At 53.0% G+C, this 24,790-nt stretch carries 20 protein-coding genes; 9 read left to right on the forward strand and 11 right to left on the reverse strand.

Translation table 11 applies throughout. The annotated features are described in order from the left end of the window. Positions 1-148 precede the first annotated feature (148 nt). On the reverse strand, positions 149-535 hold the full coding sequence (gene msrB, locus OXG10_06990) for a peptide-methionine (R)-S-oxide reductase MsrB (protein ID MCY3827103.1): 387 nt from the start codon (positions 533-535) through the stop codon (positions 149-151). 224 nt (positions 536-759) lie between these two features. Between msrB and OXG10_06995 the strand changes: the two genes are divergently transcribed. Further along, on the forward strand, positions 760-2,154 hold the full coding sequence (locus OXG10_06995) for an aldehyde dehydrogenase family protein (protein MCY3827104.1): 1,395 nt from the start codon (positions 760-762) through the stop codon (positions 2,152-2,154). 75 nt (positions 2,155-2,229) lie between these two features. On the opposite strand, the gene OXG10_07000 is transcribed toward OXG10_06995, so the two are convergent. Further along, positions 2,230-4,770, reverse strand: coding sequence for a TonB-dependent receptor (locus OXG10_07000; protein MCY3827105.1), 2,541 nt, complete (start codon positions 4,768-4,770; stop codon positions 2,230-2,232). Positions 4,771-5,001: 231 nt separating this feature from the next. On the opposite strand from OXG10_07000, the gene lepA reads away from it, so the two are divergent. Then, complete coding sequence (gene lepA / locus OXG10_07005; GenBank protein MCY3827106.1) at positions 5,002-6,798, forward strand: translation elongation factor 4; 1,797 nt, start codon at positions 5,002-5,004, stop codon at positions 6,796-6,798. 25 nt (positions 6,799-6,823) lie between these two features. Here the strand turns inward: lepA and OXG10_07010 are convergent, their stop codons facing one another. Beyond that, entirely contained in the window at positions 6,824-8,512 is a 1,689-nt protein-coding gene (locus OXG10_07010) for a thiamine pyrophosphate-binding protein (GenBank protein MCY3827107.1), read from the reverse strand. Positions 8,513-8,669: 157 nt separating this feature from the next. On the opposite strand from OXG10_07010, the gene OXG10_07015 reads away from it, so the two are divergent. Then, complete coding sequence (locus OXG10_07015; GenBank protein MCY3827108.1) at positions 8,670-9,089, forward strand: Hsp20/alpha crystallin family protein; 420 nt, start codon at positions 8,670-8,672, stop codon at positions 9,087-9,089. Between the two features lie 104 nt (positions 9,090-9,193). On the opposite strand, the gene OXG10_07020 is transcribed toward OXG10_07015, so the two are convergent. Next, positions 9,194-10,264 (reverse strand): cache domain-containing protein, encoded by a 1,071-nt coding sequence (locus OXG10_07020; protein ID MCY3827109.1) that lies wholly within the window; start codon positions 10,262-10,264, stop codon positions 9,194-9,196. Between the two features lie 380 nt (positions 10,265-10,644). Between OXG10_07020 and OXG10_07025 the strand changes: the two genes are divergently transcribed. Continuing rightward, positions 10,645-11,619, forward strand: coding sequence for a hypothetical protein (locus OXG10_07025; GenBank protein ID MCY3827110.1), 975 nt, complete (start codon positions 10,645-10,647; stop codon positions 11,617-11,619). A 7-nt stretch (positions 11,620-11,626) separates the two neighbouring features. Continuing rightward, the gene (locus tag OXG10_07030; GenBank protein ID MCY3827111.1) at positions 11,627-12,046 is read left to right on the forward strand and encodes a secondary thiamine-phosphate synthase enzyme YjbQ; all 420 of its coding nucleotides are present in this window, start codon (positions 11,627-11,629) and stop codon (positions 12,044-12,046) included. Positions 12,047-12,050: 4 nt separating this feature from the next. Here the strand turns inward: OXG10_07030 and npdG are convergent, their stop codons facing one another. The 5 genes from npdG to OXG10_07055 all read right to left on the reverse strand — a co-directional run bounded on the left by npdG (position 12,051) and on the right by OXG10_07055 (position 17,510). Then, positions 12,051-12,710, reverse strand: a complete 660-nt coding sequence (gene npdG, locus OXG10_07035) for an NADPH-dependent F420 reductase (GenBank protein MCY3827112.1) — start codon at positions 12,708-12,710, stop codon at positions 12,051-12,053. Between the two features lie 299 nt (positions 12,711-13,009). Then, entirely contained in the window at positions 13,010-13,309 is a 300-nt protein-coding gene (locus OXG10_07040) for a YggT family protein (protein MCY3827113.1), read from the reverse strand. Position 13,310: 1 nt separating this feature from the next. Continuing rightward, a complete protein-coding gene (gene proC, locus OXG10_07045; protein MCY3827114.1) occupies positions 13,311-14,126 on the reverse strand; it encodes a pyrroline-5-carboxylate reductase in 816 nt (271 codons plus the stop codon). 8 nt (positions 14,127-14,134) lie between these two features. Continuing rightward, on the reverse strand, positions 14,135-14,815 hold the full coding sequence (locus tag OXG10_07050) for a YggS family pyridoxal phosphate-dependent enzyme (protein ID MCY3827115.1): 681 nt from the start codon (positions 14,813-14,815) through the stop codon (positions 14,135-14,137). Between the two features lie 88 nt (positions 14,816-14,903). Further along, on the reverse strand, positions 14,904-17,510 hold the full coding sequence (locus OXG10_07055; GenBank protein ID MCY3827116.1) for a hypothetical protein: 2,607 nt from the start codon (positions 17,508-17,510) through the stop codon (positions 14,904-14,906). 180 nt (positions 17,511-17,690) lie between these two features. Between OXG10_07055 and prmC the strand changes: the two genes are divergently transcribed. Genes prmC through hisG form a run of 3 tightly spaced genes read left to right on the forward strand, consistent with a single transcriptional unit; the run spans position 17,691 to position 20,391 of the window. Further along, positions 17,691-18,533 (forward strand): peptide chain release factor N(5)-glutamine methyltransferase, encoded by an 843-nt coding sequence (prmC, locus tag OXG10_07060; protein ID MCY3827117.1) that lies wholly within the window; start codon positions 17,691-17,693, stop codon positions 18,531-18,533. Next, a complete protein-coding gene (gene murA, locus OXG10_07065) occupies positions 18,521-19,777 on the forward strand; it encodes a UDP-N-acetylglucosamine 1-carboxyvinyltransferase (GenBank protein MCY3827118.1) in 1,257 nt (418 codons plus the stop codon). The genes prmC and murA overlap by 13 nt, the downstream gene beginning before the upstream one ends. Then, the gene (gene hisG, locus OXG10_07070; protein ID MCY3827119.1) at positions 19,774-20,391 is read left to right on the forward strand and encodes an ATP phosphoribosyltransferase; all 618 of its coding nucleotides are present in this window, start codon (positions 19,774-19,776) and stop codon (positions 20,389-20,391) included. Before murA ends, hisG begins: the two co-directional genes overlap by 4 nt. A 27-nt stretch (positions 20,392-20,418) precedes the next feature. Here the strand turns inward: hisG and OXG10_07075 are convergent, their stop codons facing one another. Together OXG10_07075 and lon are read right to left on the reverse strand one after the other, a co-directional pair. Next, positions 20,419-21,465 (reverse strand): PA0069 family radical SAM protein, encoded by a 1,047-nt coding sequence (locus tag OXG10_07075; protein MCY3827120.1) that lies wholly within the window; start codon positions 21,463-21,465, stop codon positions 20,419-20,421. Positions 21,466-21,549: 84 nt separating this feature from the next. Then, the gene (gene lon / locus OXG10_07080) at positions 21,550-23,961 is read right to left on the reverse strand and encodes an endopeptidase La (protein MCY3827121.1); all 2,412 of its coding nucleotides are present in this window, start codon (positions 23,959-23,961) and stop codon (positions 21,550-21,552) included. Positions 23,962-24,161: 200 nt separating this feature from the next. On the opposite strand from lon, the gene OXG10_07085 reads away from it, so the two are divergent. Continuing rightward, a complete protein-coding gene (locus OXG10_07085; GenBank protein MCY3827122.1) occupies positions 24,162-24,656 on the forward strand; it encodes a ferritin in 495 nt (164 codons plus the stop codon). Positions 24,657-24,790 lie beyond the last annotated feature (134 nt).

Below are 24,790 nucleotides of genomic sequence, written 5' to 3' on the forward strand. Positions count from 1 at the left end.
GCTTCTATTGGAACCATACTAACCATACCTCCTGTATGAGATCATAACCGTTCCTGGTCCCAAGACAGGGACCGCTAATTATGCTTTTATCACAGGTGCGCATTCAATGTCAAGCTAAATTACACCCGCAACTCGAGGCAAAACGGCGTTACTGGGAAGGGATGAAATCCAAAGCGACCGAGTTTATGCAGTACCGAAGTCCCGTCGGAGGAGGACCATCTTTGAAAACATGTCCCAAGTGTTCCCCGCATTTACTTGATACTACCTCATAGCGCCTGAGCCCGAAGGAGTTATCGGGAACTATCCTCACTGCGTCCTCACTTATGGGCCTCCAGAAACTCGGCCATCCGGTTTTTGAATCGTATTTATGCTCTGAGGAAAAAACAGGCTGTCCGCAGCCGGCAGTGACATAGGTCCCCTTTTTCTTGTTATAAAGCAGGTCTCCCGAAAAAGGAGCTTCCGTGCCTTTTTTCCAGAGAACTTTGTACTCAAGTGAAGAAAGCTTCTCCCTCCACTGCTCCGCGGTAAGTCCCATGACTCCCTCGGGCAGGGGTTTTTCAGCCTGCTCGCCACCTGCGGGCAGAAGGGGGCAAATAACAAGAACCGCAACCGCAAAAACAATCAGGAAAATTCTGCGTATAATCATGAAAACGACCTCTATTTTTCAATATAAACACCCCCTGTCGGCATGTAAAGTGCCTTAAAATCAGGTATCTAAAAAAGCAAAATCCACACCGAAGGGAGGAGGAGGGAGAAAGCATGCCGAAAACACTTGAGGTTCTTGGGGCCTACGACGAAAAACTCATAAGAAAAATTCCCGTGACAAGCAAAAGGGAGATGCAAAAAGCGCTTTCCGAGGCAAGGGCTCTTGCCGATAGGCCGTCAGAGAGAATTCCCATTCCGCAAAGAATAGAGATCCTCGAGCGGACCAGAGAGTTTGTCGAGAGAAACTACGACCGCATCGTAGCGGACGCAGCAGCAGAGGGAGGAAAACCTCTCATTGACACAAGAGTCGAGATTACGAGGGCCGTAAACGGAATAAAGGTGGCAACCGAGTCCCTCTCCAATCTCGGAGGAGAGGAAATACCCATGGGCTCAAACGCCGCTTCCCTTAACAGGATGGCATTTACTCTCAGGGAACCTATAGGGGTTGTGGTGGCCATCTCGGCCTTCAATCACCCTTTTAACCTCGCCGTTCACCAAGTGATACCCGCGGTGGCCGTCGGCTGCCCGGTAATCATAAAACCCGCACTTAATACTCCCCTTTCCTGCCTTAACCTGCTTGAAGCTCTCTACGAGAGCGGTCTTCCGGAAAAATGGGCCTGCGCGGTTATAGTGGACGATACGCTCGCCGAAGCGCTGGCCACCGACAAAAGGGTCAACTACCTCACATTCATCGGCTCCGCCAAAGTGGGATGGCATTTGAGATCAAGACTCGCGCCGGGAACAAGATGCGCTCTTGAGCACGGAGGCGCGGCTCCCGTGATAGTAGAGCGTGACGCCGACATAGACGACATGCTTCCCCTTCTTGCAAAAGGCGGCTTCTACCACGCGGGCCAGGTCTGCGTTTCCGTGCAAAGGGTTTTCGCACAGAGCTCGGTAGTGAAAAAGGTCGCTAGGGGACTTAAAAAACTCGCCCTTGAGACAAAAGTCGGAGACCCGACGAGCGAAGAAACGCATATAGGACCCCTCATAAGCCCGAAGGAGGTCACAAGAGTTCACAGCTGGGTAAAAGAGGCTTTGAGAAAAGACGGGGAGCTTCTTTGCGGAGGCAGTAGAATAGGGAAAACCTGCTACGAACCCACGGTAATCCTTAACCCGAGCCAGAACTGCAGGCTCTCGCGCGAGGAGATTTTCGGACCCGTCATAGCCGTTTACTCGTACGAGAAAATGGACGAGGCCATAGAACTGGCAAACAGTCTCCCCTACTCGTTTCAGGCGTCAGTATTCACCAAGAACATCGATACCGCACTTGAAGCCGTGAAGGAGTTAAAGGCGGCTTCGGTGCTTGTAAACGATCACACCGCATTTCGGGTCGACTGGATGCCTTTTCGTGGGGCCGGGCACTCGGGAATCGGAACGGGGGGTATTCCGTACACGATGCGCGAGATGACCCACGAAAAACTTATGGTAATAAGGTCATCCGCGGTATAAGAGGATTTTGGGGAAAAGTTCCTGCCGGGACAAATCCATCCCGGCAGGAAAATAATATCGTTGCATCAATAGAGGCTAGAAGCTGTACTCGTAAGCCAAGTAGTAATAACCGCCGTTAAATCCGAAAGGTGCCGAGCGCCGTGAGTAGGTGAAAACTCCCGGAGAATCGACTATAAGAGACCCATCGTGATCATATATTTTACCGCCCCTTGACTGGCCGATTTCGTTTTTGTCCGGCTTTACATCAAAAAGGTTGTTGGCCCCAACTTTAAGCGTACCGACTTTGCCCAGTTCCAGGCTAAGATTTGCATCGGTAATGTACTTTGCGCCATAAGTCTGGCTTTTTCCGCCGTCAACAACCGTATATTCTCCGTAACGGTGAACAGCAACCAGCAGGGATGCGAATCCTTTTGAATAAGACCCGGAAAGGGAGAACCGGTCCTTAGGCTGCCATTCTTCTATAATCGAACGGTCCTGCTCCGTAAAAAGCTCTTCAGGAAGGCCGAGCGGAAGATTCACGTCCGTGATCTCGGTTTCGTTTACAGTTCCGGCAAAAACGAGTTTTAAAGTAGAATTGTCGGAAAAGGAATGATCATAACTCGCGACCACATCCACTCCCTTGGTCGTAGTGTCCGCAACGTTCATGAAGAACTGGCCCTGCTGCGCCCCTACGCTATCCCTTACCGATTGAGGAATGGCTTCATTGCCCTCGCTAATCCTTCCGCTCAGGATAATACGATCATCAATCAGTATGTAATAGAAATCGGTTGTAATTGTGAAAGCGGGAAGCGGGTTAAACACGAAACCGGCGCTGAAATTCCTTGAAGTTTCTTCTTTAAGCTCCGGAACTCCTATCATCCTCGCAAGATCACTGTCATTGCGGAAAGTGCCCACTTCAAACGCGTCAAATTCTTCTGTCTGCTCATTAAGATTGAACTGTGTCGAGACGTTGTTGAAATAAATCTGCTGCATGGAAGGAGCCCTAAAACCCGTGCTCGCGGAACCCCTAAGGGCAAATGAATCGGAAAGTCCGGCTCGGGCGGAGAGCTTTCCGTTAAAGGTGTTTCCGAAATCGCTGTAGTTCTCGTAGCGCACCGCAGGACTTAAAAGCAACATCTCCCCTACATCAACCTCTGCGTCGGCGTAAGCGGAAAAAGCATCCCTCGCTTCCGAGAGCTCATTGCTAGGTTTGAAGCCTGGAAATACCTGTATTCCGGGAGACCCTCTGCCTCCAGGACCATCGTAGTCTTCGTATGAATACCGTTCGCCGGCTTCTATCTCATATTCCTCCCTTCTGTACTCACCTCCCCAAGCGAGATTTCCAAACGTAAAGGGAGCCGTAAAATCAAGATTCAGTGTATGCTGAAGAAGCTTCAGCTCTCCCGCATCGGCGGACAGTGGAATTGAACCGGTGTAATCCGCATCGGAGAGACATTGCTCCGCTTCACCGGTATGACACCTGACCCATGAGGCGTTATGGGAATCAGTAATCTCAAAGGAAAAAGAGTTTCCACCCACTACATAACTCGCGTCCATTTCAACGCTGTCGGTAAGGTTTCCCTCAAAACCCGCACCGAACGCGATATCATTTATGCTGGTGTTGATAAGAGGAAGAAAACCATCCGGATAAGCTGATCCGGCAGGGTTTCTGTCAAGCTGATTCGCCCTTCTGTAAAAACCTCCGCTCTCGTTTTCCCTCTTCGACAGGTCAAAGAAGCTGTAAATCTCACCGTCCATCAGGTCCACCGGCGCTCTCATGTTGAGCACGAAGCTTACGTGCGTGGAATCTGCGTCACCCACTCTGAACCTGTCCCTGTCAAAAACGCGCTCGGGATCGTTTACACTGTTGGCTGAAAGCGTCCGGGGACCACTCAGGCTTCCGCACGGGGCCGCATTTCCATCCGCATCAAGACATTCACTGCCCGGATACTGGATATCTCCCATTACCCCGGCCCTGTTGGATTTACTTCTGTCCCTTACTTCAAGGGTCGCATTAACTACGCTTTCCCCACCAAGCGAAAAACCCTTGTTTATGCTCGCCACAAGAGTTTCTCCGTCTCCTTCGTAAAGCTGTCCGGCAGTCGCCGTTATCTTGCCGTCGTAGCCGTCCTTAAGGACTATGTTTATAACACCGGATATAGCATCTGAACCGTACTGCGCTGAAGCACCGTCCCTCAGCACCTCGATTCTCTTTATGGCACTTACGGGAATCGTGTTCATGTCAACACCAGCGGTACCGCGACCCACGGAGGTGTTTACGTGTATCAGAGCGCTTTTATGGCGGCGCTTTCCGTTAACAAGCACCAGAACCTGATCAGGCCCAAGGCCCCGAAGCGTGGCGGGACGAAGAGAGTCTGTTCCGTCGCTTATGGTCGAGCTCGAGAAATTAAAAGACGGTATGAGCTCCTGAATAATCCTTCCTACCTCGGTCTGGCCCGTCGCGACGATCTCCTCTTCGGTTATGACGTCAACGGGAACGGGGGAGTCTGAAACGCTGCGTTCCTCAAAACGGCTTCCGAGCACTACGAGCTTTTCGAGTTCAAAGGCGTGCGTCAAGGGACTTAGCAAACCCGCGACGAGCAGCACGGCAAGCCCCGCAACAATTTCTTTTCTCATCTTAATCCTCCATAACTTAATAATGCAGATTTTTGATCATAACACAGAACACAGCATAGTTCAAACCGTAATATTTCAGGAAAACGGAAAATTTAGAAGTAATGACAGTTCCTTGCAAATCCTAAGAAAAACCACCGCGGAGCAAGTGCGGACGATCAGGTTTCATTCAGGCACATGAACCTTCACGCCGTTTGAAACATAAAGACATTGCTTTATACTTTCAGCCTGATCATGGAAACGGACCTAATTCGAAATTTCTCCATAATAGCTCACGTCGATCACGGCAAATCAACTCTTGCCGACAGGCTTCTTGAGTTCACGGGCACCCTCAGCGAACGCGAGAAAACCGAGCAGTTCCTCGACAACATGGAAATAGAAAGGGAGAGGGGAATAACCATAAAGGCCCAGGCGGTAAGGCTGAAGTACAAAGCCGATGACGGCAGAACCTATGAGTTCAACCTGATAGACACCCCCGGGCACGTCGATTTCAGCTACGAGGTTTCGCGGAGCCTCATAGCGTGCGAGGGAGCACTGCTTGTGGTTGACGCCTCCCAGGGAGTTGAGGCCCAGACGCTTGCCCACGCTTACCTGGCCGCTGATTCAGGGCTTGAGATGATACCCGTCATAAACAAGATAGACCTGCCTTCCGCCGAACCCGAGAGAGTGAAAAAAGAAATAGAGGATATAGTCGGAATCTCCACCGAGGACGCCGTTTTGGCAAGCGCCAAGGACGGAACCGGCACGAAGGAGATACTGGAATCGATCGTGGCGCTCGTACCGCCGCCTAAGAGCCCCGAGGACTCGAGGCTCAAAGCGCTCATATTCGACAGCTGGTTCGACTCATACCAGGGCGTCGTGATGCTGGTGAGGATATACGAGGGAACGGTAAGACTTGGCATGAGAATCAAGCTCATGGCAACTGGCAAAAAATACGAGGTGCGGAAGATAGGTGCGTTTGCTCCGCAGGCAGAGGAACTTGAGCAGCTCACGACGGGACAGGTCGGATTCATAACCGCCTCCATAAAGGAAATCGGGGAAGCTGGAGTCGGTGACACGATAACGGATGCCGATTCCCCCATCAAAAACCCCCTCGAGGGATTCAAGGTCATAAAGCCCATGGTCTTCAGCGGGCTCTACCCCATCGACACGGGAGATTACGACAGGCTCAAGGAAGGGCTCGAGAAGCTCAAGCTCAATGACTCGTCACTTGTTTACGAGCCCGAGACGTCATTGGCGCTTGGGTTCGGTTTCCGCTGCGGCTTCCTCGGGCTGCTACATATGGAAATCGTGCGGGAGAGGGTGGAGAGGGAATTCGAGGTAAATCTCATAACTACCGCGCCGACCGTCATTTACAAGGCCGTCTATCCGGGAGGAAGGGAGGTGTACGTCGACAATCCCAGCGAGCTTCCGACCGGCGACCGCTCGGCCCGGCTCCAGGAACCGTACGTGTACGTCTCCGTTCACACCCCTTCGGATTATCTGGGGCAGATATTCGAGCTCTGCGAGAAAAGAAGGGGCATACAGAGGAACCTAAGCTACGTGACTGAAAACAGGGCCATAATCGAATACGAACTTCCCCTCGCAGAAATAGTCTACGATTTTTACGACAATCTAAAATCCGTCACCAAGGGCTACGCCTCGATGGATTACGAACCCGCCGGATACAAGGACTCAGACCTCATAAAGCTCGATATCCTAGTTAACGGAAACATAGTCGATGCGCTCTCGATAATCTCCCACAAGGACAAGGCCTACGAGAGGGGGAGAGGACTTATAGGAAAACTCCGGTCGCTTATACCCCGCCAGCTCTACGAGGTAGCCATACAGGCCGCAATCGGAAGCAGGGTCATAGCCCGCGAATCCGTAAAGGCGATGAGGAAGGACGTTACTTCGAAGTGCTACGGGGGAGACGTCACCAGAAAAAGAAAACTTCTTGAGAAACAGAAAGAGGGAAAAAAGAGGATGAAGCAGGTAGGAAGGGTGGAGATACCGCAGGAAGCTTTTCTGGCCGTGCTTAAAAACGACTGACTGCAAAGCCCCTCGAAAGGAAACTTCAGTCCATCGCCCTCATCATCATCTCCGTGATCACCCGCGTTGCGCCGCTTACCGCATCAGGGTCGGTTCTCACGTTGATCACTGAAGGGAGTCCCGAGGAAAAAGCCCTTTCCAAGCCTGGGGTCAGGTCTTTTATATCCTCTATCTTCTCCCCGTACCCGCCCATTGCTTTTATTATTTCGTGAAAATCAACAAAACCGAGGTCCACTCCCTGGGTCACCCCCGCGTCAGGATAGGTTATCTCTATCTGATGCTTGGTCATTCCCCACGCGGAATCGTTGCAGACCACAACCACAAACGGGATAGAGTGTCTCACCGCGGTTTCCATCTCCATGAAATTCATGGCCACGGCTCCATCTCCGGTCACGAGCACCACGGGCTTTTCGGGAAAAGCGACCTTTGCCCCGAGGGCAAAAGGCACTCCGACGCCCATGCATCCAAGCGGGCCTCCCTTAAGGTAATGCCCAGGGGTTCTTACTTCGGATGAAAGGTCTGTCCATGACTGGCAGTCTCCGCCGTCAACCGCGATTACCCCCCCTCCCCCCAAGTAATCGGAAACAGTTTTTGCTACCGTGGCCGGGTGGATTCCCTTCGATTTGGAAACGGTCCGGCGAAACGCCGCGCGGGCGCGGGACCTTGAGGAACGGGCATCCTTCATCCAGGAACGAAAATCGAAGCTTCTCTTGTTTTCCCGGGCGTAAAGATTCGCCTTGGCGAGGAAAGAACCGAGATCGCAGACTACCCCGAGATCGGCCGGGCGGTTTCTCCCGATCTCCTCGGGATGGATATCCACCTGGACCGTCTTGGCCCCGGGGTTTATTGTCTTTCCGAACCCGGCGTAGATGCTGAGCCTTATGCCGAGAAGAATCACAAGATCCGCGTTTGCGCTTATCTCCCTGAATCCCCCGGGACTTGCAGGTGATGCCGCCCCGAAGCAGCATTTATGGTTATCCGGCAGGATCCCTCTTCCCATGTTAAGAGTGAAAAAAGGCGCTCCAAGTGTTTCCGCGAATTCCAAAATGCTTTGCTCCGCACCCGAGTACCATCCGCCGCTTCCGACAATCACAACGGGTCTTTTTGAGTCGGAAAGCAACCGGAAAAATTCCGAGATCTTGTGCTCGGGCGGTTCGCAGTCGGTATCCGGAACGGGAGCCCTTGCGGGTGAAGTCTCCTTTTCATCGCAACTGGGGTAAAGGACCTCGTAGGACATTCCAAGGTACGCAGGCCCCGGCCTGGCAGAGATCGCGGCCCCGTAGGCGGCCGAGACATATTCCTCGAGCCTTCCGACTTCGTAAACCGTCCTCGCCCACTTCGTAACGGGCCTTACGATTGCTTCCTGGTCTATCTCCTGAAGGGACATCCTGTCGTTCTCCTCGATCCCCGAACGTCCCGAAATCAGCATCATTGGAGAATTTGCCAGATAAGAACCCGATACCCCCGTGAGGGCGTTTGTAAGTCCGGGACCCGCCGTCACAAGACATATCCCAGGCACTCTTCTGAGTCTTCCGTAAGCATCCGCCGCCATCGCGGCTCCCTGCTCATGATGGGTGTCGACAAGCCTTATGCCAAGATCCGTGCATGCCCTGTAAACAGGGTTTATGTGTCCCCCTCCGAGGGTAAAGATGTCTCTCACTCCCAGATCGTAAAGAGCCCTTGAGACCAGATATCCGCCCTGTCGTCTCGCCATGAGTGGTTCTCCCGTAATCAAACAAACCATTATTTGGGGGGAAATACAACCCGGGGGAAACAAAAAGTTTTTCCTTGAGTGCCCCCGGATGATGATTAATATGGAATTGCGGAAGGGGAAACGGGGATAAAAAATTCATTTAACGGAGGTAAAGACAATGAAATACGCGGTGAATCTATTGGAGCCAGCCAACGTCTTTCGCAACTTCGCAAGCGTCTTCCCGAGGGTTTTTGATTCCGACGCGGCGGAGAGTGGCCGGAGTCCGAGAGTTGATATTTTTGACGACGGAAACAATTTCGTTTTATCGGCGGAACTTCCCGGGGTAAGCAGGGAAGACCTTGACATAGACGTAAAGGACAACCGGCTTACGATAAAGGGAGAAAGAAAGCTTGAGAACAGGACCGAGAAGGAAGGATACCTCAGGGTCGAGAGATCCTACGGACTGTTCGAGAGAAGTTTTTTCCTTGACGACAACATAGAGAGGGAAAACATAACGGCCGAGTACAAAGACGGCATCCTGTGCCTCACCCTACCGAGAAAGCAAGATGAGCCCTCAAAGAAGATAGAAATCAACTGACAAAAAAGGGGGAACGCCAAGCGACGCTCCCCCTTTACTCATCTTCTCGCTAAAACACCAGTCCGCTCTGGAAAGGTGCCTTAATCAAAAAACATCCCTAAAAACTAAGAGCTATTGCCGTTCCATCTGCTCACTGCACGGTTTCCGAATGATACGGCAAGGAACAGTGCGGACAGCAGCAGATTAAACGCAGTGTTCTGAGGCGTACCGTCGCTTCCAGACATAATCGCGCACCCCCCCCCACTAACGCTATCAACGGTGCCCGTCGGCATTTCCATTTCCCTAGGTTCATCCATGGATTCCTCTACGGGTTCTTCCATGTCATCCATGTCATCCATCTCTTCCTCGTCACCAACCATTCCATCCCCGTCACATCCTTTCGGCGGGGTGCCCGTTTTCGGATAGATGCCGGAACCGAAGATAACGTTTGAAGAACCGGCGGGTTTCGGCGACCCCAAGAGTTCGAAGGGGTCCACAACGTAGCTCATCTTCCATGAATCACCTGGGGCTATCAAAGGATCGCTGTCACCTACGTCGTCATCTTCAGTAGCGGGATCGTCCCAGCAATAATCGACAAAGCCACCCTCCTTAGGATTTTCTTTAGCTTTGCCAATAATTGCCTGCGCAACATTTCTTCCACCTGCGTCAATGGCCCGCAGAACTTCCCCTTCACTATCTGGATCAGCTCCGACAAAAAGTAGCGTTCCTTGATCATCCATAACAAAAAGGTATATGGAACCCGATTCCCACTCCCCGTCTTCTGCGTCTTCTGACCTGAACACCTCGCTGAAGGGTTGCGTATAGTCGCAATATTCTCCTATGTTCATTGCCAAATCAGGAAACCCGGCAGCCAGAGGAATAAATCCTTTTATCGTCTCAACAGGTGTGGTCGCAAGATCAACGCCACTAGCAGTCATAAGCTGAGAAATGTTATCGGGAAACTCGCATTGCCTGAAAATAAAATCTATGTAATAGGCGTCAATCGCAGCCTTTACAAACTGTTCAAGCTTTCCCTGGTCGGTACCTACATCTTCAGCGTGTATAAAACCTTGATTGTGCGTAGCGTGTACCGATGCCGTAATACTAGGAAAGACGCCTCCGAGCGCCAGCACGCACAAAAAAAGACCCGCAAAGGCCGTTGTCTTAAAAACAGTATTTCGCATTAAGATTTCCATTACATCCTCCTTACTTACTTGTTCAGTCAAAGTCCTAAAGAACCCCGACTTCCGCCGCGTCGTTAGCGGCATTTACTCGATCAATTAAAACAAGAAAGCAATATGTCTGTCAAGCACTTCTCAGGGAAAAATGCGGCAAGCTCCCTCGTGCCACGACTACCATAGTCCGATCTGCGGGTCTCCCCGCAACAAAAAGCCTTTCCCATTGAACAAACCATATAACGACCGAGAAAACCGGCGACCTCGGCCGTTTTCTCGTCCCGAGATATCTGTAGAACAAACATCTTATCAGCCGCCGCCAAGCGACCGATTCAGGAAGTCGGCGGGGACGGGGCGGACCGCTTGTTATGAAGGAAAAACTAAAGTAAATTTCCTTCCGTATGCTGGAGATCAGTTCTAGCTCTGAAATAAAGCTTTCCGGTACCGATATATACTTCGACTCGAAACGGGCCGTGCCGCTTTCTTTTGTCACAAGCGCAAACCTGAACAAACTTCCCCAAAGCGAAAAAATCATAGCTACGCCCGAAACGATAAAGCTTCTGGGGAAAAAGATTAAAGACTCCGCGGTTCTTTCTTCCCCTTGCGGAAAACCTTTCACCCTGGGCAGCTACTCGATTGAGCTTATCCCTTCGGGACAGATGCTCGGGGCGGCTCAGGTAGTCGTCGAAAAAGACGGAAAGAGAATCATTTACGCGGGCGGCTTCAAGCTTAAAAATACCGCCACCGCCGGTTACGCGGAACTCAGAAGGTGCGACACGCTGGTCGTAGATTGCGCTTACGGAGCACGGAAGTTCATTTTCCCGCCGCCCGAAGTAGTAATGGAATCCATATTTGAATTCGTAAACAGGACGCTGTTCGAGGACAGCGTGCCGGTAATTCTGGTAAACCCCGTGGGAAAAGCGCAGGACCTTATACTTTTCCTCGGGGAGAGAGAAATAGAGATGAGCCTTCATCCCGCGATGGTTAAGACTCTAAGGCTCTATGGGGAACTCGGGGTGAAGATTCCTCCCTACGGAGGGATAAAGAGAAAGCATTTTAAAAACAAGGTCCTGATAGCCCCTCTTTCCTACAGGGGCTCCGCCGTCGTCGAGAACCTCCAAAGAAAGAAGGTTGCGGTGATAAGCGGCCGCTCAATGGAAAACGGAACGTTCATCAGATCGGCTCTGCGGGCCGAGGTGGCGTTTCCCTTAAGCAACCACTTCGGATACGACGAGATCTCGGAGTATCTCGGCATCTCAAGGCCCGAGAACGTGATCATAAGAGGAAACTTCAGCGACAGCTTCACGGAGGGGCTCGAGAAGGACGGGTGGAACGTAACGGCACATAAAAAGCCGCGCCAGCTGCAACTTTTCTGAGGACAGGATGCCGGTTGAAACGAAATCATTTACGATAAGCACCCAGGGCGACTGCGACATACTGGACATAACTCCTCAGGTGAGCCGCGAACTCTCCAAGGCGGAACTGTCTTCGGGGACGGCCACGGTCTTTGTCGCCGGCTCGACCTGCGCGGTCACGACCATAGAGTACGAAAGCGGGATGCTCTCAGACTTAAAAGACGCGTTTGAAAGAATGGCGCCGGAGGCCATGCACTACGAGCACAACGCCAGATGGGGCGACGGAAACGGTCACTCGCACGTGAGAGCGTCTGTGCTCGGTCCCTCGCTCACGGTTCCATTCTCAGAAAGCGGTCCGTTACTCGGCACCTGGCAGCAGATAGTGCTTGTTGACTTCGACAACCGCCCAAGAACAAGAAGGGTAATCGTCCAGATTATCGGAGAATGAAGCCTCAGACGAACTTGACTGAAAAATGCGAGGGCTTGTACCTTACGTTAAGGTTAACGATAAGGGGCGTAAGCGACTCTATCATCGAGGAGATCTCGAGCGGACCCGCGTCAAGCACCCTAAGGTTCTTCATTTCCTCGGTAAGGTTCTTGATCACCTCTTTAGCTCCCTCGTCATCCCCGCATATGACCACGTCGTAATCAAGGTCCTCGTCTATTTTGGCAAGTTCGTTTGCGGGAAGATTGTGATAAGCGGACACCAGCCTCGCCGTTTCGGGAAGCGCGTCCTTTATCTCAAGAGCCGAAGAACCCTGTGCGGGAGGATCGAACAGAAAAGTCTTGCCTTCCCTCTTCATGGAAACCACCGGGGTTACGACTATCTGATCCGTGATGCTGTCCCCGCATCCCGCCACTGTGGCCGCCGCGTACTCGGGAGGAATGCTTATTATTATCACCTCGGAAGCCGCCGCCGCGTCCGCGTTCGCCATGCCGTGTATGTTCGATTCGATTCCGAGCCCGTTTAGCGTTTCCGCGTGGCCCGACGCTATTCCGAGCGCTTTTTCCTCGCTCCTCGAACCTATGTAGATCTCATGCCCCGCTTTTGACCACCGCAGCACCAGACCTTCCGCTATGTCTCCCGTTCCACCCAGAAGTGAAATTTTCATTTTTGATCTCTCCTTGCGTCAGAATTTTTACAGGACCTCTATCGTATATGCCTGCAGAGTGTTTTACAAGTCCCGCCAAGAGAATGTTGGTGTGGTTTTAACAAGAAAATAAAATGTGGATCATCGAATATATAATGATACGAGGGAGATAGAAATACTAATATTATACTAATTTAGTTAAATTTAGTAGATCATCGGTGTGGTTTCAATCTGAAACCCCTTCTGGCTACGCCATTTGTGTTCCGCAGGCGTTTTAAAATCCGGGTGGCATGTCCCCAATATCCCTTCCCGGGAGGCTGTTACAAACCGGCCGCAAGCTGGAAAAGAGAATTGACGACAGCGCGCTTTATGAAGACTATCAGAAGCAGAACCACTATGGGGCTAAGGTCTAATGAGCCCCCGATGGGAGGGATGTATCTTCTTGCAAAACCCAGAACCGGTTCCGTGGCCGAGTAAAGAAACCTCACTATGGGGTTATACGGGTCGGGATTCACCCATGAAAGTATCGCCCGTCCCACTATGAGCCATATGTAAACGCTAAGAAGTATGTTCACAACTTCGGCGATGGCCCTTAAGAAATTGCCTCCTAATATTTCCATGTCAGTCCTCCTCTCCTGAAAGTTCCGCGGAACGTCTGGCCGCGGACTCGATAGCGGATATCACGGCGGCCCGGAAACCACCCCGCTCAAGCGAATGAATCCCGCTTGCCGTGGTCCCCCCGGGCGACGTGACCATGTCCTTTATCTCGGCGGGGTGCCCGGCGCCTTCCTGAATCATTTTCGAGGTGCCCAGAACGGTCTGCGCGGCAAGGTCCGTCGCGAGCTTTCTCGGGAGCCCCATCTTGACCGCGCCGTCGCAGAGCGCCTCGATGAAAATCGACACAAACGCCGGACCGCTTCCGGAAAGGGCCGTAACGGCGTCCATAAGCCCCTCGCTCTCAACCTGGAAAGCTTTTCCCAAGGAGCCCAGAATTTCGAGAACCAGATCTTCTTCCTCACCGGAGAACCCCTCCCCGAAATAAACGCAGGACGCTCCTTCAAGCACGAGGCTCGGGGTGTTGGGCATGACCCGCGCGAGCTTTATCTCCCTTCCGACAAGCTTTTTTATTAGTGAATGCCCCACTCCGGCGGCGATCGACACGTAGAGCTTGTCTCTGGTGGCGACATTTTTCACTTCCCCGCAGACCTCGGGTATTACCTGGGGCTTTACCGAAAAGACAACTATATCGGACTTTTTCACCGCTTCGCGGTTCTCGGAAGTGGTCGCGACTCCGTACCGTGAAGACAGGTAAGAGAGCCTCTCGGTGTCTACGTCCGAGAGCGTTACGTCCTTTTTGCTAAAGCTTCCCGATGCGAGAAGTCCCCTTACCATCGCCTCGGCCATGTTTCCCGCTCCTATGAATGCTGTCTTTTTCATTTTCAAACTCACTTGGGCCTCGGACCGAAAATCGCCGAACCGACCCTGATAATCGTGGCGCCTTCTTCAATCGCCACCTCGAAATCGTTGCTCATGCCCATTGAAAGCTCGCGTATGCCGGGAAACTCCCCAGCCACCCTGTCCCTCGTCTCTCTCATCTCCGAGAACCACGGTCTGCTCATCTCGGGATCCTCAAAGTAAGGCGGCATGATCATGAGGCCCTCAAGCGAGACGTTTCGGAACCCCGAGGCGTTTTCGAGAAACTCCGGAAGCTCGTCTGCCTTTATCCCGTTTTTGCTCTCCTCCCCTCCGTTTATCTCCACAAGCGCGCGCACGCGCGTTGCTCCCGCCGCAGCCCTCTTATCAAGTTCCGCAACAAGGGGCATATTGTCAACCGCGTGCACAAGATCCGCCTTGCCGACGACGTACTTCACCTTGTTTCTCTGAAGGGCTCCTATGAAATGCCAGCGAATCGCGCGGTCCTCCGCCTCTTTCTGCTTGTCGCGAAGCTCCTGGGCATAGTTCTCCCCGAAATCCCGAAGCCCGAGCCTTCGGGCCTCGAAAATCACATCAAGAGGGAATTTTTTGGAGACGGCTACCAGCAGCACATCCTCCCGTTTTCTCCCCGACTTCCGGCACGCTTCCCCGATTCTCTGTTCTACCCCGTCTATTCTCTCTTTCAATTTCATCCGGATTCAACGACATACGTATCCGACAAGGAAACCCGCCCGGCAAACAGAGCTCGGGCCGCGCCCCGTTTTTGCCATGCCGCGGAATCTACTTTCCTTCGAAACGGCTTCCGAGCAGAGCAGCGGAAAACATCACCGCCACAACCGCTAGCAGGTTGAATAAAGCTCCCCCGGCCTTGGCGGAAGTCGCGGCGACCGCGCACCCGCCATCGTCGTCGCCTGTTTCAGGATGATATCCGGAACCGACTATAAGGGTCTGGCCACCGAGAAAACCATCAAACCTCACCTTCTCCACATAGCTAAGCTTCGGCACATCACCCGGGGCCGTGCCTTCTACCGAGAGAGCGGGAGTGGAGTCAGTCGGATCATCCCAGAGGTACTCAACAAAGCCCCCGGCATCCCCGGGCAGCAGCCCTAGGTCCCTGCACCGCCTCGGCTCATCATTTGCCACCCTGACCACCTCGTCACCTACGTTACATCCGTTGTCGTCCACAACATCGAAGGTCCCGTTTTCAAGTACCGGGGAATTCCCGTTAAAAAACACAAGCCGGTCGCTCTCCGTCATGACAAACAGGTAGACGGCCCCGTATTTCCACGGAAGCGCCCTCCAGCAGTTGCGTATGGTCGCAAGCTTTGCAGGAGTCTGCCCGGCTTCATTCACCTGCTCGCTTAAATGCTTTATGAATTCTCCCACAAAACCCTTCAGCGTATCGCTGTCTGTAACCTTGTTGGCAGTTATTCCCTGTCTGAAATAGGGTTCCTCATCAATGATTTCACTGACGAAATAGGGGCATCTTACGTCATCAAAACTCAGACTCGTGTGATCGTGCTCCTCATGATCATGATGATAGCCGGCAAGAAGGACAAGATCGGTTTTCCAGACGGGATGAGTGAATTTGACGGAACACGCTACCCTCTCCTCATGATCTTCATGCCCTTCGTCCACATGTTCCCGGGGGTCTTCGTACGCTTCCGGCACATAATGAACGCAGCCCCCTTCCGCCGATTCATTCGCCCTGTCAACAAGCCGGATCACTTCGGGAAGAAGCGTCAGCGTCGGCTGCTGTTCTGAAATGTGCAGCAGTGTTCCGTTCTGCTGCTCAGGGTCGTGCGCGTGAGTATAAATCGTTCCGTCTTCGTCTATCGCCATGAGGTATATGGTGTCGTTTTTCCAGTCCCCGCCGTCCACGGTCAGGCTTTTCTCGAACTTTATGTTGTCGTTCGGATCGTCTATACCTTCCCAGTGAGCTTTCGCGTGCAGAACAAACTCCATCATCCCCATCTCGTCCGCTGCCGTGACATCTTTTGCGGTTACGCTGTCAGCAACGTGTTCACCGTCGTGGGCAGAGGCCGTGTCGGGACCCGACAGAAAAACAAGTGCTGCCAACGTACAGACAAGGCAGGCCGCCGGCCCGCTTCGCACAAAGGTTCGCTTTGCTCCCGGGCGTTTTTTAAGGAAAACCGCCGGGAGCAGGAACAGAACTGTCATGAAGAAATTGAGCAGGGCGTTTCCGGGCGCGTCCGCGCCGACGGCGATCGCGCAGCCATCGTCGTTGTCTGTTTCGGGATAGATGCCGGAACCCCAGATGACGCGTCTTCCGCTGTCCCCGAGCGGGGCTCCGACTACATAGCTTAACTTCGGCACATCACCCGGAGCCTTTCCCTCTTCGGTTATCGGGGGAATACCGTCCGCCGGATCATCCCACAGATATTCAACAAATGCCCCTTCATGCGAGGGCTTGTCCGCAAGGGCGCTCACTATCAGGTCTCCGACATTGATTCCGTTTGCATCCACAACATTAAGACTTCTGTTCTCAAGGCCGGGTGTATTGCCGTTAAAGACAACCAGCTGGGTGTCATCGGTCATGGCGAAAAGGTAGACGGAATCATTTTTCCAGGGCAGAACCCTGAAACAGCTGAGCGAGTTAATAAACCTCGATGTGCCTATCCGTCCCACCAGGTCGACGTAGAATTCCGCAACTTCATCCACGAATTTCTTGAGCGTATCCCTGTCCACCACGTCGGCGGCGCTCGTTTCGAGAACATAATACGGACACTCCAGGCCGGAAAAAGACAGGTCGGAGAAATTGTGGTCAAGCCCCGCGACCAAGATGGCCGGAAACGGCGGCGTTTGATAGTCCAGGTCGGAAGAAGCTATGCACGCCGCCCTGTCTTCATCCTCAAAGATATAATCAACGCACGCGGCTGACCCCTTCTGCGTGTTCTCAAGCTCTCCTCTGAGTTCCCGCATGGGAGAATATTCATTCAAGGTTCCGCCCTGGGCGAGGGGATAACGCGGATGGGGCGGCTGTATCGCACCTTCTCCGCTTATCCGGAATATGTATATCCCGTCCCTGCGCCAGTCCCCTCCTTCCTGCTCAATTTTCTGAAGAAAGGGCGCGAGACCTCTCGGGTAATCCACAAGCTGCTTCATGTGATCTCTCGCGTGCAGCACAAGTTCCCGCATTTCTTCCATGTTCCCGGCCGTGACGTCTTTTGCTGTTACGCTGTCAGCTCCGTGGTTGTTCGCGCGCCCTTCGCGGACCGGGATATCGGTATAATCATGGGCGCGCAGCGGGTCCGTGTAGGAAAAAAGGACAAGCAGCGACATTATAAAAGTGAAAAAAGCCGCCCCCCCCGCCTTCGCAGAGGTTCTGTTGTCGGGGAGGGGTCCATCTTTCGTGTATGTTTTCATGTCAGTATCTCCTGATTAGTTCTTCCGGCGAGGAATCTTCACCTGTTCTTAATCTATCACAATTTTCCGCCGAGTGTAATCCGGGTCTGCCGTGAAACTGTTCGGGACGCCGCGGCGGATTCGGGAATGCGGAACTTGAAAACGCGCCTTCTGCGTATACACTCATCGGTTCATGCTCAGATGGAAATTAAAGAACTTTACCTGAAAAGCAGAAAAAGCTTCGAGGAAAACGGTTTCGAGTGCCCGGGGGTCGAAACAAGGGCGATACTCGCAAGAAGCCTCGGCACGGACCCGCTGGAATTCTACGCGCATCCGGAGAGACGCGTGGACCCCGAGCGCGCAGAAGCGTTCGAAGAGCTCCTTCGCCGACGCCTCGCTGGAGAACCCCTCGCGTATGTTACCGGCAATCGGGAATTCTGCTCGAGGCCTTTTATTGTGACCCGCGACGTCCTGATACCGAGACCGGAAACCGAAACGCTTGTGGAACTCGCCATGAAAACCGCGGGACGGATGAAAAATCCACGTATCCTCGACCTCGGAACGGGAAGCGGGTGCCTCGCCGTAACCCTGGCTCTTGAAGTGCGAGGCTGCGAGGTTTTCGCCTCGGATGTATCCGCCGCGGCGCTTGGGATAGCGGATAGAAACGCACGCACGCACGGCGCGCGTGTCCGGTTCATCCGCTCGGATCTTCTGGGCTGCTTTGCAGAATCTTCGTTTGACATCATAATTTCCAACCCGCCTTACGTGTCCGAAGCGGAGTACGCGGAGCTCTCCCCGCAGATAAGGGGCTACGAGCCACGCACGGCTCTTCTCGGCGGAAAGGACGGGCTTGCGTGCATAAGGGAAATAGCGGCCACGGCGGGAACCGCGCTTCGAGAAGATGGGTTTCTGCTTCTTGAAATCGGGGCCTCCCAGGCGGAGAGCGCGGAGAGAGTAATCAGCGGAAGCGGTTTTTCGGATATAGACTTCAAGACCGATATAGCTGGCGTAAAAAGGGTAGTGAGGGCAACTTGGAAAAAATAGTAATAGAAGGGAAAAACAGGCTTTCTGGAGAGGTGTCGGTCGGCGGAGCGAAAAACGCCGTCCTTCCCATAATGGCGGCCTGCATACTTAACGACGGGGAGAACACCATCTCGAACGTGCCGGATCTGGCGGACGTGCGGACCATGATGAAGCTTCTCGAAACCCTGGGCGCGAGATGCGAGTACGCAGACGGGGAGCTGCTCGTTGACTCAGCAGGCATCGACCGCTACAAGGCTCCCTACGACCTGGTAAAGACGATGAGGGCTTCCGTGCTGGTTCTGGGACCGCTTGTGGCCAGGTTTAAAAAAGCCGAAGTTTCGCTTCCCGGAGGATGCGCGATAGGAGAGAGGCCCATTGATCAGCACATAAAGGGGCTTCGAATCCTCGGGACGTCGGTGCAGCTTGAGGACGGGTACGTAAGCGCCGTCGCGAAAAAACTCGAGGGAACCACCGTGCCCTTTGATCTCTCGACCGTTACGGGTACCGAAAACATAATGCTGCTGGCAAGCGTCTGCGAAGGAGAAACCGTCATACTGAACGCCGCATGCGAACCCGAAGTGGCGGATCTGGCAAACGCCCTCAATCTGATGGGAGCGAAAATAGAAGGGGCCGGAACGGATATAATAACGATAACGGGGGTAAGCTCGCTCGGTCCGCTGAGTGGCTACAGCGTAATGCCCGACAGGATAGAGGCGGGGACGCTGATGATAGCCGGTGCCCTTAATGAAAGCGATCTCGTGATCAGGGACTGCAGGTTCGAGCACCTTGGGGCACTCACGGGGAAACTGCTTCAGACGGGAACAGAAATAGAAAAAAACGGGAACTCCATCAGGGTGCGGGGCACAGGGAAGATAAAAAGCATAGACTTCTCCACGCTTCCGTATCCGGGATTCCCGACCGACATGCAGGCTCAGATGATGATACTCATGTGCGTTGCCGACGGAATGAGCGTCATAACGGAAAACATATTTCCGCAGAGGTTCATGCACACCGCCGAACTGCGGAGGATGGGCGCGGATATAAAGCTTGTCGGAAACAGCGCCGTGGTAAGAGGTGTCCGGGAGATGAGGGGCGCCCCGATCATGGCAAGCGATCTTCGGGCGAGTGCCTCGCTCGTGCTGGCGGGGCTTTGCGGCGCCGGCAGGACGGAAGTGTCGAGAACCTATCATCTTGACCGGGGATACGAGAAACTTGATGAAAAACTGCGGTCAGTAGGAGCCAGCATCTGGAGGGAAAAAGAGTGATAACGATAGCGACGCCCAGGGGGAGGCTGCTTGAGGAGACCGTCGATCTCTTCAAGAAGGCCTCGGTAGACATAACGGAGATAATAAAGGATTCGAGAAAACTCATATTCGAGTTCGAAGAGGCGGGGATGAGACTGCTTATAGTGAGACCCACAGACGTTACCTCCTACGTCGAGTACGGCGCCGCGGACTGCGGAATAGTCGGCAAGGACACGCTGATGGAGCAGGAATGCAACCTCTACGAGCCTCTTGACCTCAGAATAGGAAAATGCAAGATGGTGGTCGCCGCTCCGAAGGGCTTTGAGAAATCGGGCAAGGCATCCTTGCGGGTCGCGACAAAGTACCCGAAGACCGCAAGCGATTTCTACAACAAAAAAGGCATAAGCACGGAAGTCATAAAACTCTACGGTTCGGTTGAGCTTGCCCCCATAATAGGGCTTTGCGACGCTATAGTTGATCTTACGGCCACGGGAGAAACCCTTAAGAAAAACGATCTTGAGATAGTGGAGGTGGTAGCGGAGGTAAGCGCGAAGTTGATCGTCAACAAGGTAAGCATGAAAATAAAGTCAAAGGAAATAAAGGAACTGATTGAGAAACTCGAGGAGGCAAGATAGGCCGCCTCCCTTCTCTCACACGGCTTATCAGAAAAGCTCGAGCTGGGCGGGCCCGTCTCTTCTGAAGCGGGAAACATCAAGAGGCGCCTTCCTTCCCCCAAAACCGAACTTCCCGTAAGCCACGCGAAAGATCCTTTCGGTCTGCTCCGCGAAAATTCCCTTGCCCTTCATCCGGACGCGGTAGCGAGAAGAGTTAAGGTCTCCGTCCCTCATAGACTCGATTCGCCCCAGTATCTTTTTCTTTCTGTCGGGGTAGTGGCGCTCAAGCCACTCGGAGAATATGTCGGCAACTCCGTAGGGAAGCCTGAGCATCACGTAACCCGCGTCGACCGCTCCGCGGGACGAAGCTTCTTTCATTATCTCCGGAATCTCATGGTCAGTTAGTCCGGGAATCACCGGAGCTATGAGCACCGTCACGGGAATGTCGGCGTCCGCAAGCCTGGCTATTGCCCTGAGCCTGTATTCGGGCTGCGACGCTCTGGGTTCCATCTTTCTTGAAAGTTCGCCGTCAAGCGTCGTGACGGAAATAACCACGCTCGCGCAGCCGATTCTGGCCATGTCGGAGAGAATATCAATATCGCGGGTCACCAGATAGTGTTTAGTTACTATCCCGACCGGGTTTTGGAATTCCCTCAGAACCTCTAGGCATTTTCTCGTTATCTGGAAATGCTTTTCCGCCGGCTGATAGCAGTCGGTAACCCCGCTTATCGCTATCGGCTTAGGAACCCATTTCGCCGAGCGAAGCTCCTTTCTCAGAAGCTCGGGGGCATTCTGCTTTACGAAAATCTTTGTTTCGAAATCAAGCCCCGCGGAGAGCCCCAGGTATTCGTGCGTGGGCCTTGCGTAGCAGTAAACGCATCCGTGCTCGCATCCCCGGTAGGGATTGATGCTCGCGTCAAAGGAAACATCGGGACTCTGGTTGTAGGAGATTATGGTTTTCGTCCGGTCCCTGTAGTAAACGGTTCTGGGGGCGCCGTCAGAGACGGGCGCATCCTCGTCCGCAACAAAATCAATCCGCTCGAACCTTCCCGCGGGGTTCTCCTGGGATCCCCTTCCTTTTATGTATGGCTTCACTTTACGAATCTTCCCTAAACCAAAAAGCCCCGAAGCGGCAACGACCGCCTCGGGGCTTTTGAAACACTAAGCAACTGCTTGCCTTCAGTTTATGTTCTTCGGCACCGGGTCGGCCTCGAGGGGGTAACCGGCCTTGGGAACTACGAAGTTCTTGAGCACAGGCTCATCCGAGAGAAGCACCTTTTCAACAACTTCGTCCATATGTTCCACTGGAGTTATCTTTACCTCTTTTCTCACGTTCTCCGGTATGTCCTCAATGTCTTTCTTGTTCTCTACGGGAATCAGCACTTCCTTCACCCTGCCCCTGTGGGCGGCGAGGATTTTCTCCTTGAGCCCCCCGATGGTAAGCACTCTTCCGCGAAGCGTGATCTCTCCCGTCATTGCGATTTCCCTGTTTATGGGCTTTCTCGTAATGGCGCTCGTAATGGCGCTTGCTATCGCTATGCCGGCGCTCGGCCCATCCTTGGGAGTAGCTCCCTCGGGAACGTGAATGTGTATATCCACGTTCTGATAGAAAAGCCTTTCAAGCCCCAGGCGCTGCGCCCGGCTCCTCACGTAGCTCATCGCCGCGCGCGCGGATTCCTGCATCACCTCGCCGAGCTTGCCGGTAACGGTGAAATTCCCCTTGCCGGGAACAATGGAAACCTCTATCGTAAGAAGCTCCCCTCCAAGCTCCGTCCACGCAAGTCCCGTGGCGGCTCCCACCTGGTCGGTCTGCTCAATCTCCCCGTACTCGTACTTGGGAGTGCCGAGATATTTGCCGACATTCTTGGCGGTGATGTTGACTCCCTTGGTCTTTTTCTTCTCAACGATCTCCCTCGCAACCTTCCTGCAAAGCGCCGCTATCTCCCTCTCTAGGTTCCTCACGCCGCTTTCCTTCGTGTACCTTCTTATGATCTGCAGAAGGGCCTCGTTTTTTATGGTCACCTTGTGGTCGTTAAGGCCGTGATCGTTCTTCTGCTTCCCTATAAGGAATTTCCTGGCTATCTGGAGTTTCTCCTGCTCCGTGTAGCCCGGAAGACGGATTATCTCCATTCGGTCCTGAAGCGCCCAGGGAATCGTGTGCAGCACGTTCGCCGTCATTATGAACATCACCTTCGAGAGGTCGTAATCGGCCTCGATGTAATGATCGTTGAAATTTGAGTTCTGCTCAGGGTCAAGGGCCTCAAGAAGCGCCGAAGCCGGATCTCCCCTGAAGTCCATCCCAAGCTTGTCGATCTCGTCGAGGAGAAAGACAGGATTTACGGTTCCGGCCTTTTTCATTCCCTGTATGATCTTGCCTGGAAGGGCTCCTATGTAGGTCCTCCTGTGTCCCCTTATCTCGGCCTCGTCCCTTACCCCGCCAAGAGACGTCCTGACGAACTTGCGGCCCATCGCGCGCGCTATGGACTTGGCCAAAGAGGTCTTTCCCACGCCCGGGGGTCCTACGAAACAGATTATCGGGCCCTTAAGCTTCTCGGCCAGAACCCTAACCGCCAGATATTCAAGTATCCTCTCCTTGGGTTTTTCAAGGCCGTAGTGATCCTCGTCGAGAATCGACGCGGCTTCCTTGATGTCAAGACGGTCCTCGGTACTCTCCTTTATCCACGGCAGATCCAAAAGCCAGTCGATATAGTTTCTCACCACAGTAGCCTCGGCCGACATGGAGGACATCATGCGAAGCTTGTTTATCTCTCTTTTTACCCTCTGCTCAACATCCTCGGGAAGCTCCTTCTCCCGAAGCTTTTCCTCAAACTCGTCTATTTCGCTTTTAAGTTCATCGCCCGTGCCGAGCTCCTTCTGAATTGCCTTCATCTGCTCGTTGAGGTAATACTCCCTCTGGGCCTTCTCCATCTGCTTTTTGACCCTCTTTCCTATGCGCTTCTCCATCTGGAGTATCTCGAGCTCGGACTGCATCTTCTCGCAAAGCTTCTCCAGCCTCTCGAGCGGATGGAGAACCTCGAGAATCTCCTGCTTGTCCGAAAGCTTCATGCTAAGATGCGAAGCGACCGTGTCGCCGAGCTTGCCCGGTTCGTCAATGGACATGAAAGTCACGAGGGTTTCCGAGGGGATCTTCGTGTTGAGTTTCACGTAATCCTCGAAAAGCTTGGTCGCCGAACGCATGAGCGCTTCAACCTCGACGCTTTCCCCCGAAGGTTCCTCTATCTCCTTTACTTTTACGACGAACATGTCCTTGTGAGAAACAAAGCCGGATATTGAGGCCCTCTTTTTGCCCTCGACAAGAACCTTCACGGTACCGTCCGGAAGCCGGAGCATCTGAACTATCGTTCCGATGGTCCCGATTCTGTACATATCCTCGTTCCCGGGTTCGTTCACCTTCGCGTCTTTCTGCGCCGAAAGGAATATTTCCTTGCTGCCCTTAGCAGCCTCCTCAAGGGCCTTGATGGATTTTTCCCTGCCCACGAAAAGAGGGGCCAGCATGTAGGGGTATATAACTACGTCGCGAAGTGGAAGGAGTGGAAGGACTTTTTCGTTAACGTTTTCGGGATCTGACATTTTCTCCTCCTCGATACAACAAGCCTATTTAAAGTATATAATACAGGTTCGGATATTTACAACCCCGTTATTATACAGCATGCAGAGCGCCAGTCATAATCGGGCGGGGATCTTGTTGGAAATAATTACCATCTAGTAGTAATTTTTAACAAGCAGGTTATCATTAAAGATGCAAAACAAGAAACCAAGGAGGAATTAAAATGATTGACAGCGACGTACAGGACGCAATAAACACGCAGATAAGAAACGAGTACTATTCATCCTATCTATATCTTTCGATGTCCGCCTATTGTGAATCCAAAAACTTTTCCGGTTTCGCAAGCTGGCTTCGCAAGCAGAGCGAAGAGGAGCTTGTGCATGCGTTGAAGTTCTTTGATTACCTGATCGACAGGGGCGGCAGGGTAACCCTTGATTCGATAGAGCAGCCCCCGTCTGAGTTCGGAGCGTTCCTTGAAATGTTCGAGGAGGTTCTGGAGCATGAAAGGGAGGTTACGGGAATGATAAACAACATTTATGATCTCGCCGCCTCGAAAAACGATCAGGCAACTTTAGTAATGCTCCACTGGTTCATAGAAGAACAGGTCGAGGAGGAGAAAAGCGCCGAGGAAGTCGTCGAGCAGATGAAGCTCGCAGAGGACAATCCCGCAGCGCTTCTGATTCTCGACAGGGAACTCGCCTCAAGAGAGGGTGAATAAGCGAAAACTCACGGTGATTCCGTGCATGTGAGTGGATTTTGGGGGTAATACCGGGGTGGGGAGCAAGTTTCACAGACAGACTCCGGGTTTTCACCTCAAGATTCCCTGATTCCTGCCCAACACTCCTCCTTAAG

This window comes from Candidatus Dadabacteria bacterium, assembly GCA_026706695.1.
GTDB lineage: Bacteria > Desulfobacterota_D > UBA1144 > Nemesobacterales > Nemesobacteraceae > Nemesobacter.